This is a genomic window from Streptomyces scabichelini (assembly GCF_011045015.1).
In the GTDB taxonomy this organism is placed as follows: domain Bacteria; phylum Actinomycetota; class Actinomycetes; order Streptomycetales; family Streptomycetaceae; genus Streptomyces; species Streptomyces scabichelini.
The window spans coordinates 17,582-31,512 of the sequence record NZ_JAAKZY010000067.1 but is presented as its reverse complement, the minus strand read 5'-3'; the positions used below and the strand labels follow the sequence as shown (position 1 = coordinate 31,512).

7 protein-coding genes are annotated in these 13,931 nt (G+C 69.1%); 2 read left to right on the top strand and 5 right to left on the bottom strand.

Annotation, left to right across the window (positions count from 1 at the left end):
* Positions 1-22 precede the first annotated feature (22 nt).
* The 5 genes from G5C60_RS21820 to G5C60_RS21800 form a co-directional block, all read right to left on the bottom strand.
* Complete coding sequence (locus G5C60_RS21820; RefSeq protein WP_165261825.1) at positions 23-1,288, bottom strand: ABC transporter substrate-binding protein; 1,266 nt, start codon at positions 1,286-1,288, stop codon at positions 23-25.
* Between the two features lie 177 nt (positions 1,289-1,465).
* Positions 1,466-2,710, bottom strand: coding sequence for an ROK family protein (locus G5C60_RS21815; protein WP_165261823.1), 1,245 nt, complete (start codon positions 2,708-2,710; stop codon positions 1,466-1,468).
* A gap of 201 nt (positions 2,711-2,911) precedes the next feature.
* Complete coding sequence (locus tag G5C60_RS21810; protein ID WP_165261821.1) at positions 2,912-4,618, bottom strand: VWA domain-containing protein; 1,707 nt, start codon at positions 4,616-4,618, stop codon at positions 2,912-2,914.
* Positions 4,619-4,651: 33 nt separating this feature from the next.
* A complete protein-coding gene (locus tag G5C60_RS21805) occupies positions 4,652-5,851 on the bottom strand; it encodes an AAA family ATPase (protein WP_165261819.1) in 1,200 nt (399 codons plus the stop codon).
* 548 nt (positions 5,852-6,399) lie between these two features.
* Positions 6,400-7,689 carry an FAD-binding protein gene (locus tag G5C60_RS21800; RefSeq protein WP_420907397.1) on the bottom strand — a complete coding sequence of 430 codons (1,290 nt, stop codon included), beginning with the start codon at positions 7,687-7,689 and terminating at the stop codon, positions 6,400-6,402.
* Between the two features lie 260 nt (positions 7,690-7,949).
* Between G5C60_RS21800 and G5C60_RS21795 the strand changes: the two genes are divergently transcribed.
* Positions 7,950-9,014, top strand: a complete 1,065-nt coding sequence (locus tag G5C60_RS21795; protein ID WP_165261817.1) for a substrate-binding domain-containing protein — start codon at positions 7,950-7,952, stop codon at positions 9,012-9,014.
* A 227-nt stretch (positions 9,015-9,241) separates the two neighbouring features.
* Positions 9,242-13,720 (top strand): galactose-binding domain-containing protein, encoded by a 4,479-nt coding sequence (locus G5C60_RS21790; protein ID WP_165261815.1) that lies wholly within the window; start codon positions 9,242-9,244, stop codon positions 13,718-13,720.
* The last annotated feature ends 211 nt before the right edge of the window (positions 13,721-13,931 follow it).

Here is a 13,931-nt window from a genome sequence, read left to right as displayed (position 1 = left end):
GTGCAACCCGTCCTTCGGTGGTCTATCCGAAGAGCTTCTTGAGCTCGCGGTTGACCGCCTTGTCGGCCTTGTCGAGGGCCGCCTCCGGGTCACCGTCCTTGCGGACGCAGTTGGCGAAGACGTCCTCGAGGGAAGTGATCATGGCCTGGGTCCAGCCGATGTTGTCGAAGTGCCCGAACTCGTTGAAGAGCCTGACGCCCTCAGCGGCGTTGCCCGACTTGAGCTTGGTGGCGGACTCGGCGAGTGAGGTGCGCGGCGGGATGTGGAAGCCGAAGGCGGTGGCCCACTCCTCCTGGTACTTCTTCTGGTCGATCCACAGCCACTTGACGTACTCCTTGGCCGCGTCGACGTTCTTGCTCTTGGCGTTGACGAACATCGACCAGCCGCCGTTGTAGACCGACTGCTTGCCGGAGTCGACGGTCTTCGGGAAGGGGAAGACGCCCCAGTCGTCGCCGAGCGCGTCCTGGATCTGCGGCATCGCCCACATGCCGCAGAACTGGATGGCACACAGTCCTTGGTTGAACGAGGAGGGGTCCCAGGATTCGGTCGGTGCGCCGAGGAGAAGGTCGCCGCTGGTGAACAGCTTGCGCATCTTCTTCAGGCCTTCGACCACGCCGTCCGTGTGGTAGGCGATCTCGTTCTTCTCGTTGAGGGTGTCGGCGCCGGCCGACCAGATCAACGGGTTGATGATGTTGTGCAGGTCGTTGCCCACGTACAGGCCCTTGACCTTCTTGGTGGTGAGCTTGGCGGCGGCCTCGATCAGCTCGTCGAGGGTCTCCGGGACCTTGACGCCGGCTTCCTCCAGCATCGACTTGCGGTAGAAGAAGAACTGCGGGTCGTCGATCATCCGGACGCCGTAGATCTTCCCGTCGACCGTGTGCGACTCGATGTCCGCCGGGTTGAAGTCGGCCTTGACCGGCTCGATGATGTCGGTCAGGTCCGCCACCTGGCCGCTCTTGACCATCTGGATCTGCGGGTGGAACTCGAAGAGATCGGGCGCGTTCTTGGTGAGCAGCGTCGCGAAGAGCTTGCTCTCGAAGTCGGCGCTGGTGATCCACTGCGTGGTCACCCTGGCCTTGTCGTACTCGGCTGCGTACTTCTTGATGGCCTGTTCGGTCCCGGGCTCCCCGTACGCGTGGAAGTACTGCACCAGGTTGGGGCCCGAACCTGACCCGCCCCCGCGCCCGGTGTTGCCGCCGCACGCGGCCAGCCCGCCGGCGGCGGCCACGCCCACGGCGGCCCGGAGTATCGATCGGCGGTCCCAGTTGTTGCTGCTCATTGCCGACATGCTGACGTCCTTGTCTCTAAGTGCGGCTGCGGCTCAGACGCTCAAGAGCCAGTGGCTCAAATCGAGGTGCGGTGCGGGACGTTAACCTTCGGCTAAGGCTTCGGCAAGGGGTTGGACGAAGTCTGTTCGAAGAGTTGTGGAGCGTTCGGGATGCCGGACGAGGGAGGGCTTCCGTCGTCATGAAGACGGTGCTGTACGGCTCCGTGCAGGGGCGGTGCGGCGGTTGGTCCGCTGCATGACCGACGACAGGGCGCCCTCCAGCGCGAACGTCGCCGCACCGAGGCACACCGGATCGGTGGGAATCGGGGACAGGACGATCTCGGTCGCGGCCAGCGGCCGCTTCAGCGCGTGCCGGGCCACGGCCTCGCGCACCTCGTCGAGCAGAGGCTCGCCGAGGGTGGCCGCGACCCAGCTGCTGAGCACGACCACCTCGGGATTGAGCAGGTTCACCAGATCCGCGATGCCGGCACCCAGATAACGGGCCGTGTCCCGGACGACCTTGACCGCCACCGGATCGTGGGCGGCGACGCCACGGGCCAGGGCGTCGATGGTCGCCGTCTGGTCCTCGGGGTGGAGCAGTGGGCTGCGGGGGCTCAACTCCCGCAGATTCAGCATGATTCCGGGCGCTCCCACATACGTCTCCACACACCCGTGGTTGCCGCAGTGGCACAGCCGCCCGTCCAGTACGAGCGTGGTGTGGCCCCACTCGCCCGCGCTGTTGCTGACCCCGCGGTGCAGCCCGCCACCGAGGGCGAGCCCGGCGCCCACTCCGGTGCCGAGGTTCACCACCACGGCGTCCCCGCGCCCGCGGGCCGCGCCGAACCACAGCTCGGCGACCGCGCAGGCGCGCAGCGGATTGTCCAAGTACAGGGGATAGGAGATGTGCTCGGAGAGCAGGTCGAGCAGGGGCACGTCGTGCCAGTCCCAGTTCGGGGCGTACTCGGAGATGCCGGTGTCGCGGTCCACCTGCCCCGGCACGCTGACGCCGACCCCGAGAACGCGCGCGCCCTCGACCCCGGCCTGCGCGACCACCGAGCCGACGGCCGTGGCGACATGCCCGACGACCTGCTCCGGGCGGCTCTCACCGGGGCGCATGTCCTCGTTCGCGCGGGCCAGCACGTTCAGCGCCAGGTCGAACAGCTCGACGCGTACGTACGTCTCCGCGATGTCGACACCGATCAACGCGCCCCCCGACGCGTTGACGGCCACGAGGCCCCGCGGGCGGCCACCCGCAGAGTCCTCGAACCCGACCTCGGTGAGCATTCCGAGATCGAGCAGCTCACCGACCAGCGTGGCGACCGTGGCCAGACTCAGCCCGGTGGCTGCCGCCAGCTCCTGCCGGGACGTGGGCGACTCGGCGATGATCTGGCGCAGCACCTCATAGCGGTTCGCGGTACGTATGTCGCGTGATGTGCGCTTCACCGGGTGGCCCCCTCGATCCCTTTCAGACCCATGCCGGGCCGTCGGCCCCGGCGCGGCGCAAGGCTATGGCCTGCGACGGACATTCGACAAGGGGTTAAGAAAGGGGTTATTGAAAGCCTTTCAAGGGCCGAGGGCAGACCAAGAGTAGACCGAGAGCAGACCGAGAGCAGTTGGCATCGCCCTCGGAGAGTAGAGGCCGGGTCAGATCACGCGGAAGAGATCGGCGGCGGCGTGGACGTCGGTGAGGTCCTCGATGGAGCGGAGGTTGTCGCACAGGGCGTCCAGGACCGAGTCGGCTTCGGCGACGCGTGGGGTGCCGACGGCCACGCCGAAGACCCGGAAGCCCAACAGGTGCTTGGCGTCGTTCCAGCCGCGCATCCATTCCTCGGTGACACCGCAGTCGTCATCGGTGATCATCACGATGTCGCCGCGCCTGCGGGCGGCGTCGTTGAACTCCTCCTCCAGCACCTTGCCGGCCGCCGTCAGCGGCGCCTGGTAGCTGGTTCCGCCGCCGAGGAAGGTCTCCGCGAAGTCGAGGATCCGGTCGATGCCGGCAGGCTGGCCGGCCGGGAAGCGGAAGATCTGGAGCTTGTCGGCGGCGGAGAACAGGATGCCGACGAAATCACGCCCCGCATGGCGGGCCTGATCCAGCAGCGCCAGGGCGCACGCCTTGGCCCACGCCTCACGGGTGACCCCGCCGGGCCCTGCCTCGTACATGGAGTGCGAGGTGTCCACGCACGCGATGACGGCGCCCTGGCCGGTGGTCTGCTCTCCCTCACTGTCGTAGAGCATCAGCTCCCCGGCGGCGTAGCGCGCGGCGAACACCGCACGCAGCTCGGGCAGGCCGAGGTTGGCCAGCTCGGAGGGGATGACACGGGAGAGGTCGCTGCCGAGCGTGACGCCGATCAGTTCCCCCGCGGCGTTCTCCACCTTGTGGGCGCGCTCACCGCCGGCCATCTGCCGGAAACGGCCGATCAGCTCGGCCCACTCCGCGAGACGGCCGGTGCGCAGCCGCTCGGCGAGCCGGGCGCGCTGGTCGAACGGCATCCGCTCCAGCTCGCCGGAACCAACGCCCCATGCCCGCATCAGCGCGGCCTCCCGCCGCGTGGCCTCGGCGGCCGTCGCGGCCGCGTTCCGCGCGGCGGCACGGACACCGGGGGCCGCCGCCGCGAGGGTCTGCCCGGCGGCCAGGGCGGCCCGCTGCGCAGCGGACTCGGCTGCCTCGGCGGTCTCGATCGCCTGTTGTACGGCGTCGGCGGCCGGGGTCGGCACGGCGCCGTCCTCGGCGTTCTCACCGTCCTCGCCGTTCTCTCTGTCCTCGTCTGCCTCGTCGGCGGCCTGCCGGAGCGCCTCGCTCACGGCGGTCGCCGCGCGTTCGGCGTCCTGCTGGGCCTTCTTCGCCCGCTCGGCCTGTTCCCGGGCATCCCGGGAGCGCTCCAGCATCCCGCGCAGCGCGGCGGCCTGGGCGAGCACGGCCATGGCGGCGGCGTAAGGGTCGCCGACCGTCTCCCGGCGCAGCTCGGCGAACTCCCTCGACTCCAACAGTGAGGTGATGACCTGGTGGTTGACCAGCCGGGAGGGATCCATCTCCTCGCGCTCGCGCACCCTCGGGCCGACCTTGTAGGCGGCCAGGAACGCGTCGGTCAGAAGGTCGGTGGTGTAGTCGCTCCCGGTACGTTCGCTACGGCCGTTACGGTCGGTACGGCCGTAACGCTCGGTCAGCTCCTCGGCCAGATCGCGCAGCCCGGCCGACTGCTCGTAGGTGTCCCGCCATGTGATCCGGTCGAACCGGTCCGCGACCACGGCCGCGGTGTGCCGCTCGTGAGCGGCGGCGGACAGGCCCAGCCACTTCCCGGCCCGGCCCGCCAGTTCGTCGAGCTTGCTCGGTGTCCTGTCTGTGCTGTCCATTCTGTGCTGCCCATCGTCCCGATCGCCCGGTGTTCAGATCTGGGCCTGCACCATGCTCGCGTCCATGCCGAGGGCCTCGGTGAGAACGCGGGCGCGGACGGCGCGCTGGCGGCCGGTGATTCGGTCGATGGCGGCGGTGGAGCGGCCGGCGCCCACCGCCTCCTCGCGCAGCTTCTCAAGGCGCTTCCCCGCCATGGCCAACTGATTGTGGGCCTTCTTGATGACCCACTCGCTCAGCGCCTCACGGGACTGCCCGGCCATGGCGTCGAGCTGGGCCTCCAGCTCCTCGATGGTGTCGGCCAGGTCGAGGGCCTCCTTGGCGTCGGGGTTGACCAGTTGCAGCACCTCGCGCTCGACGGTCGGGCGCTGCGCGGGGGAGTCCCACAGCACATGGGTCAGCACCGACAGGTCGGTCTCGGCGACCGACGGGCGGCCGTCGAGGTACGCGGACGCCTGGAGCAGGCCCACCGCCTGCCGCCACCGGCGGTCGGAGGCGACGAGTTCCCTGCGGCGCAGGGCGGCCCGCAGCGTGCACACCGCGTCCACGATCACGTCGGGGACGTCCACGGCCGGGACGGCTTCGGCCACGGCGTGCTGCAACGCGGCCAGCTCGATGGTGGTCCGTGTCGGTGCCGCCGGGCGGCTGACGGCGGAGCGGACCAGCGCGGCGAAGTTCGAGGGGTCTTCCAGGTACTTGACCTCGATTCGGACCAGCAGCCGGTCGTAGATCGCGGCCGAATCATCTCCGCTGGGCAGTTCGTTGCTCGCCGTGATGGCCCCGATCAGGGGGCAGCGGATCGGCTCGCCGCCGCTCTCGGGGTGGTAGATCCGCTCGTTGAGGTAGCCCAACGTCTCGTTCAGGGCCGCCGTGGAGCACTTGAAGATCTCGTCGATGAACGCGACGTGCGCGGTCGTGGCGCGGCCGTCGTAGACCTGGCGGTACTCACCCCGGGCCAGCGCGGCGACATCGATGGGACCGAACATCCTCGTCGGCGCGGTGAACTTCGACAGGAGGATCTCCCAGTAGGCCGCCCCCTCGACCCTGCCCGTGAGCTCCCGGGCCAGCTCGGACTTCGCCGTTCCGGGAGGGCCGAGCACCAACGAGTGCTGCCCGGCCAACAGCGTCACCACCAGCGTCCGCACCACGTCGGCCCGCTCGTAGAAACGGTCCGACAGCTCGTCGCTGATCACCCGCAGTCTCTTGGCCGTGTCCTGCGCGTCCTGTAGGTCCATCTTCAACTCCTTGCCCACGACGCCCTGTTGGGCTGACGAGACGGCCCATCCCCCCGGCCGAAGCCACGACGAAGTGACAAAGTAGCTCAAGGCAACAGCGGTTACAGACAGGGCAGACAGGACGGGAACCGACGAGTGGAACTGGAACTGGACAGATCGAGGGCCGACTCCTGAGCACCCGCCGGAGGGTCGTCGGCGCCTGGGCGGCGCTGTGTCTGGCCGGCATCGCCGCCACCGCCGCCCTCAACGCCGAGCCCTACACGGACAAGCCGCAGTCTCCCGCCGAGGAGCCGACGCCGACAGGCCCGTACCCCGTCGACTGCCGGGAGATCGCCGACAGCATCGAACAAGCCCGCGCCGAGGCCGAGCGCGAGCAGCAGGAAGCCCTCAACCCGCAGCGGGAAGCTCTCAATCCGCAGCGGGAAGCGCCCAATCCGTCCGCGACCACTTCATACCAGGTCACCCAAAAGGTCATGGCGGTGCCGGAGGAGTGCGCCGACGAACTCGAAGACCGTGGTCTGAAGTGAGGCACCTGCCGTACTGATCCATCAGGCGCCGAGCACCTCGCGGACGAAGGTGTTGCGGAACTTGCCCGTCGGGTCCAGGTCCTCGGCCAGGGTCCTGAACGCGTCGAGCCGTGGATAGCGGTTGCGGAGTCTGGCCGGTGGCGTGGTGAACACCTTTCCCCAGTGCGGACGGGGATCGAAGGGGGCGAGGGCCTTCTCGAGTCGGCGCACCACGGGGAGTACGGCTGCCGTGTCATCGATCCAGGTGAAGTGGAAGGCCACGGTGTCCCGGCCGTACGCGGGGCTCAGCCACTGGGTGTCGGCGGCGACCGTGCGGACCTCGCAGATCTGCAGGACCGGGGCGATCGTCCCGCGGATCGCGTCGAGGGCGTGCAGGGCGTCCAGTGCGTACGGGCGCGGGAGCAGGTACTCCGACTGGAGCTCGGCGCCGCTGCTCGGGGTGAACTCGGCACGGAAATGCGGCAGTCGTTCGTGCCAGGGACCCGGCACGCCGAACTGCTGCGTGCAGTTCTCCGCGGGCATGCCCGGCACGGGGTGCATGGCCTCGGTGGCGGGCGCGGCCCACGGGAAGTCGTGCTGCGGCTGGTCGGTGCGGCGCTTGACCCACGCCTGTACGAAGCCCGACTGCCGCCAGTCGGTGAAGAGGCTGACGCTGTACGCCGTCGCCGCCACCGCCTCGAAGTCCAGCCCGGCCAGCGGGAACCGGCCGTACACATGCTGGGCGACCTCGAAGTCCGGCTCCAGGTCGAGGGTGAGCGCGGTGACCACGCCGAGCGCGCCCAGCGCGGTCACGGCACCGTCGAAGCGCGAGGAGCCGCGGCCGATCGTCACGGTCGAGCCGCCGTCGGTGACCAGTTCGACCTCGCGTACGGCCGAGGCCAGCGAGCCGTTGGTGTTCCCCGAGCCGTGCGTGCCCGTCGCCACCGAGCCGGCCACCGAGATGTGCGGCAGCGAGGCCATGTTGTGCAGCGCGAGCCCGTGCTCATGGACGCGCCGGGCCAGCTCCGCGTACCGCACGCCGCCCGCCACCCGCACCGTACGGGCCGCCGTGTCCACCTCGACCGACGGCGGCAGCGCGGTCAGGGAGAGCAGGACGCCCTCGCTGCCCGGGTCGGCGATCTCGTTGAACGAGTGCCCGCTGCCCAGCACCCGCACCCGCGCACTCTGCGCGACGAGCGTGCGCAGCGCGTCGAGCGAGTGCGGGCGGTGCAGCTCCTTGGCGGAGTAGGTGATGTTGCCCGCCCAGTTGGTCAGGGGCCCTGCCGGTTCTGCCATGCCTGCCGGCACTGCCATCCCTGTCGGCTCTGTCATGCCTTGTCGTCCCTCCCCGGAAAATCCTTCGTTGTCGGAAGCTACCTCTAAGGTCGGCCCAGGTCGCCATCCGGGTGGCAAGCGCTTTCACCCCCATTGACCCTCTCACTCGCCGACACCTACGGTAGAGACCGGTTTCTGCAACCGTGTCACTGAGCCGGGAGGCCAGTTCTGTCGATGCTGCCGCACCTGGGCCCGGGGCCGGACCTGCGCCGCGTCTCGTAGGGTGACGTGCACCAACGCGGGGAGGGGGTCGAGCGGTGGCCAAGAAGACGGAGCCCGAGGCAAGCAGGGACGCGTCCACGGTCAGGGACGTCGCCGCGCGGGCGGGGGTATCCGCCTCGACGGTCTCGCGTGTTCTGGGCGGCACGTACCCGGTCGCCGCCACCACGCGCGCGCGGGTGCTCAAGGCCATGCGCGAGCTGGACTACGTGGTCAACGCGCACGCCCGCGCCCTGGGCGGTTCGACCAACAAGACCGTCGCGTTCGTCGTCGACGATGTGACCGGGCCCTTCTACGCCCATATCGCGCGCGGGGTGGAGGAGCAGGCGTCCGAGGAGGGCCGGCTGTGCATGCTGTGCACCACGCACGGCGACCCGAAGCGCGTGCTCGCCGTCGTCGAGACCATGCGTGAGCAGCGGGCCGACGCCGTGATCGTGGTCGGCGGGGCATGGGAGGACAAGGCCTACCAGGACCGCATGACGCACTTCGCGCACGCCCTGGACCGGGCAGGCTCGCGGCTCGTGCTCGTCGGCAGACCGCCGCTCGGTCCTGGCGTGCCGGCCACGGTCGTCGAGTACGACAACGAGGGCGGCGCCTTCGCCATGACCACCCACCTGCTGTCGTCCGGGCACCGGCGCATCGCCTACGTCGGCCGGATGCCCGGCCTGTCCACCAGCAGCCAGCGGATCAGCGGCTTCACCCGGGCCCACGAACTGCTCGGTCTCACCCCGGACCCCGAGCTGATCCTGGACGGCGCCTTCTCACGGTCGGTCGGCTATCAGCTGACGCGTCAACTCCTCGCGGCCGAGCGGGAGTTCACGGCGGTCTTCGCGGCCACGGACATGGTCGCGGCCGGTGTGATCCAGGCGTTGCGCGAGGCCGGACGGCGCATCCCGGACGACGTCGCCGTCGCGGGCTACGACGACATTCCCGTGGCCCGGGACGTCTATCCGGCGCTCACCACCGTCAACGTTCCGCAGGAGGAACTGGGGCGGGCTGCCGTGCGGCTGGCTCTGCACCGGGACGAACTTCCTGACAGCCAGCACCTGGTGCTCGGCACGCATGTGGTGCTGCGCGACTCAACGCGGGGGCGCGGCCGCTAGGTTGTGCGGTTTTGAGCTGCGGGTTCGTTGTGGCTGGTCGCGCAGTTCCGCGCGCCCCTACGGGGCGCGCCTCCCCGCGCCCCTTACGGGGCGCGTTTGGGCAACCGGTCGCTAAAGCCGGGTTGAGCAGTCGGACACTTTTCCGTGCACGATGCCTTGCCACTTCCCATGGGGACTCATAGCTTCCGTAGAGACCGGTTTCTATGGCGCTATCGTGAGGATCCCGCATGCCCGTCACCAGAAGATCCGTCCTGGCCGGTGCGGCCGCCGGGAGCAGCGTGCTCGCCCTGAGCGGCTGGTCCACTGAGGGCGCAGGCCAGGTTCAAGACGTCGACGCGGCGGCAGCCGACGGCGCGAGACGCCTCGACGCTGTCGACTTCGGCTTGGCCGGCTCCGAGGCGGCACACGACCTGCACGCCCCGGACTCGGCGGTCGTGGACGGCAACGCGAGCGACAAGGCCCGCGTCGCCAAACCCCTCGACCCCGCCGACATCAAGGCCGGCGACCTCCGCTTCACCATGAAGGTCGACCCGGTCCACCAGAACTACCTCACCGTCAAGTTCTGGGGCGGCGACACCTCGACGTACAAGACGATCGCGTACATCAACGGCGAGCAGATCGGCTACCGCCGCTCCGGCGACTACGAGGCCCTGAACACCGGCACCAACCGCCCCCTGCCCGGCCGCTTCTTCTATGCCACGACGATGCTGCCCCTGGAGCACACGCGCGGGCAGGAGACCGCCGAGATCACCCTGCGGACGTACGACAACGCCTTCAACGCCAAGGTCACCGCCGACTCCCGTGGCTACTACCGGGCTTACACCCACACCGGCGCGTACCTCGACGTGAGCGACGAACCGCAGGCCGATTACACCCCGCCCACGGACACCGTCGCGGACCTGTCCGAGGAGCAGAAGCAGGCCCTGGTCGACGACTACGTGGCGAGCCAGGCGAAGCTCTTCAGCGACTACTCGGCGCGGATCGACGCCTCGGCCACCGCCCGCCTCTCCATCGTCCGCTACCAGGACGAACTCCGCTTCTACGCCACCGCGTTGACCCAGTCGAGCTGGTGCCCCGCACAGTCCGCGGCCGACCGGAAGGCGGCACTCCTGCGCGTCTTCAAGTGCGTCGACAACCACACCAAGGACTACTACGGCAACACCAGACTGCTCGCCCGCGGCGGCCACCAGGGCGACTGGGGCGGCTACTACGGGGCGCTCGGCGAGGCCCTGTACGTCGTCGAGAACCTGATCGCCGACAACGATGTCTACGGACGTGACGCCTTCGAGGCCTTCCTCGACGAGCCGTTCACCACCGGGACGAGCGAGGGCGAGACCTCCCTCAAGGACGTCGACTTCGACGGCTCGCCGCTCACCCGCCGCGCCGCCTGGGGCCGGGTGTTGAAAGCGAACTTCGACTACGCGCGCTCCCGGCTCTCGTACATCTACAACCAGGTGATGTACACGTACGAAGGCGCCTGGGAGGCCCACGAAGGGCTGCGTGTCATCGGCTCGGCGTTCTACGAGGGCAAGGCGCGCAGCCATCGCATCGCGGGCGAGGCGCTCGGCTGGCTGCCCTTCCTCGGGGAGGAGGTGCTCGTCGGCCCGGACGGCCAGGACCTGGACCTCTTCCATTCGCTCTTCTACCACGACACCACGGCCCGCTGGACCGACGACTACATCAAGTACGTCATCAAGGGCCTCGCCAAGTCCAAGCTCGACAAGAACAGCGATGTCGTACGCCGTCTGCCGCTCGGCAAGCACTTCACCGGCATCACCGAGGCCGGTCACACCCGCGAGAACGGCTACGTCGCCAACTACGGGGAGTCCACGAACTACCTCCCCGAGTGGTTCCACCGCACCTGGGGCCACGAGGGCGACGAGGAACTGAACGACCGCATCCTGGAGCTGGCGCTGCGCAATCTGCACGCCCGCTCCCACGCCCGGATGACGGACCTCGACGACAACCTCAAGCGTGTCATGCGCATGGAAATGGTGATCGACGAGCGCAACACCAACTACCCGGGATTCCCCGGCTATGTGCTCCGTATCTCCGAGGGCAAGATCCTCAACTACGTTTCCCTGGCCCACCACATCGCCGAGCACCCCGACCGGTACGCGGGCGACGGCTGGAAGACGGTCCGCGCCCACGCCCGCGAGGCCGTCGGCTTCGCACAGCAACAGCTCGCCGACCACCAGTACTTCAACACCTTCGCCTCGGTGAAGGCCAAGAACAAGTACGACCTCAGGCTCGGTGAGACCTACGCCTTCCTCAAGGCGCACGAGCCGACCGGCATCGTCCACCCCCACACCGACTTCGCCTGCTACAAGGCCGCCGAACTCGACGCACTCGCGGTCAAGAAGAGCGACTACGAGCGCTTCGCCTGGGTCGACGTGGACTGCATGTTCGTGTCCGTGCGCGACGGCGACCTGCACCTGTGGGGCCAACTCAACGAGCGGCAGCGGGGGTTCGCCCGCAACGGCCGCCTCCACGTCCGGTACGGCAACCGCGACCATCTCGTGCAGCTCAACTCCGACGGGATCTTCCAGTACGAGGACTACTGGGCCCGGATGGACAACATCGACGTCGACTTCATGGAGGACCAGCAGACGGGGGACGGCGGGGCACCGCAGGCGCTGGCCGGCGAGATCGCCCCCATCACCTACCAGCCCGGCGTCGGCACGGTCCGCCGCGAGAACTTCGAGGCCGACCACGCCTACTCCGGCTACCCGGATCTGCTGACCGCCCGCTACGGCCGCTACTTCTTCGTCTTCAACACGACGCGGAAGGTGTACGGCAACGAGCGCGCGTACGACGTGAAGATCCCCGCGGGCCACTCGGGCTCCACTGTCCTAGATTTGGTCAGCGGCAAGGAGCTGGCGATACGGGACGGCAGAGTGACTGTGCCGGCGAAGACGGGCCTCGTGCTGAAGCTGTCGTCGGCCAGCATTCCCCAACTCTCGCCCGCCCACGTCGACTTCGTCCACACGCTGCCCGGCGACGACGCGGTCACCGTCACCTGGCAGACCACGGCCGGTGCTACCCATTACGAGGTCAGGCGCGCCACGCGTCGCCCAGGGCCGTACGCGCTGATCGCCCCGACAGCGACAGGCCGGCACTTCACGGATACGACGGCTCGCACCGGCGAGACGTACTACTACACGGTCACCGCGATCAACTCCCTTGGCCCCGGGACGACTTCGCACACGATCCGCACCCAGCTCCCCGCCTCCGTCTCGCCGGGTCTTGCCAGGTCGGGCTGGCGCGACGACGCCCTGGGTACCGCCCGCTCGGGCAGCGCGGCCGTGCGCGGGCCGGTCATCCGTGTGCTGGGCGCGAAGGGGGACGGGCTCGGCGAGGGCGACGACTACAAGGTGCTCGCCCGTGACATCGAGGACGAACTCCACTTCGTCAGCCGCCCGTTGTCCGGCAGCTTCGCGCTCACCGTGCGCGTCGACACGGCCCGCGGACCGCTCACCGGCCTGATGCTCCGCGACAAACTGGACCCGAACACCCGCCACGTCTCCTTCGGCGCCGACGCGGACGGCAACCTCGTCCTCCACAACCGAACCCGCGACAGCCGTCACGACTGGCAGGACGATCCGCGCTCACCGATCACCCGGAGACCCGACGGCCAGACCCTCGCCGCCACGCCCTGGCTCCGCCTGGTCCGGGACTTCGCGACGCATCGTGTGCTCGCACAGGTCTCGGCCGATGGCACGGTGTGGACCACGGTCGGTTCCCTGTTCACGCCCTTCCCGTACGCCGTCCATGCGGGCGTCGCGGCCACGGGCGACGCCACGTTCGCGAAGGCCGCGGCCGACGCGCTCGTGCCGGGCGCGCTCCTCGTCTCGGTCGAGCGGGACGCCGACACCGTCACTGTGCGCTGGAACAAGCCCGAGGACGCGCTGGCGTTCACGCTCGCCCGCTCGACCGACGGCGAGCAGTGGGAGACGGTGAAGGAGGATACCCGCACGTATGCCTATGAGGACAAGGGGCTGCGGCACGGTCGGCGCTTCTACAAGGTGACGGCTTCTCTGGTGGGTGGCGGGACCCGGGTGAGCGAGGACCCGGCCGTCGCCGTGGCCGAATCGCTCGCCTCCGTCCTCGCCCGGGCCCGCGGGACCGCTGCCGCGGACTGGACGAAGAAGTCGTACGCGGCCTTTGTCGACGAACTCGACCGGATCGAGGGGGCGACGGGGGAGGACGAGGACGCCCGTATCGACGCGGTGTATGCGGCCTACGGCCTCCTCGTTTCCGTCGACACGTTGTTGCGGAAGTTCGAGGTCACGCCGTCGATGGTCGCGGCGTCCACTGTTGCGTGGCCCGGTACGGGGACGACTGCGTCGAACGGGTGGAGGGCCTTTGACGGTGACACGGCCACGTACACGGACACGCTGGCGGCTGAGAGCTGGATCGACGTCGATGCGGGGGCCTCCGGCCAGGTCACCGTGGACCGTATCCGCCTGTACCCCCGTGTTGGTCAGCTGAGCCGCGCCAATGGGACCGTCTTTCGGGGCTCTGATGACGGGGGTGCCACGTGGACGGACTTCCACACGGTCAGTGGGGTCGATACGGCTCAGTGGTACGAGTTCCGGCTCGCCTCGCGAGCCTCGTATCGGTGGATTCGGGTCTTCGACGGGCACAACGGGCGGTGCAATCTGGCGGAGGTGGAGTTCTGGTACCAACTGCCGGATGAGGAGTGATAGCTGCGGGTGCGTTGTGGCTGGTCGCACCCACGCGGCGGAGCCGCACATTGATACAGCCCCGCGCCCCTAAAGGGGCGCGGCCCAGTTCTGCACGAGGCAGGCGAGGTGGTCACGGGTGTGACTCTAGAGGGCCTCGGCTCGCCACCGGGGACCCGGTCCTGCTGCTCGGCAGGCAGGGGCATACCGTGAGGAGTCGAGCAAACGAGCC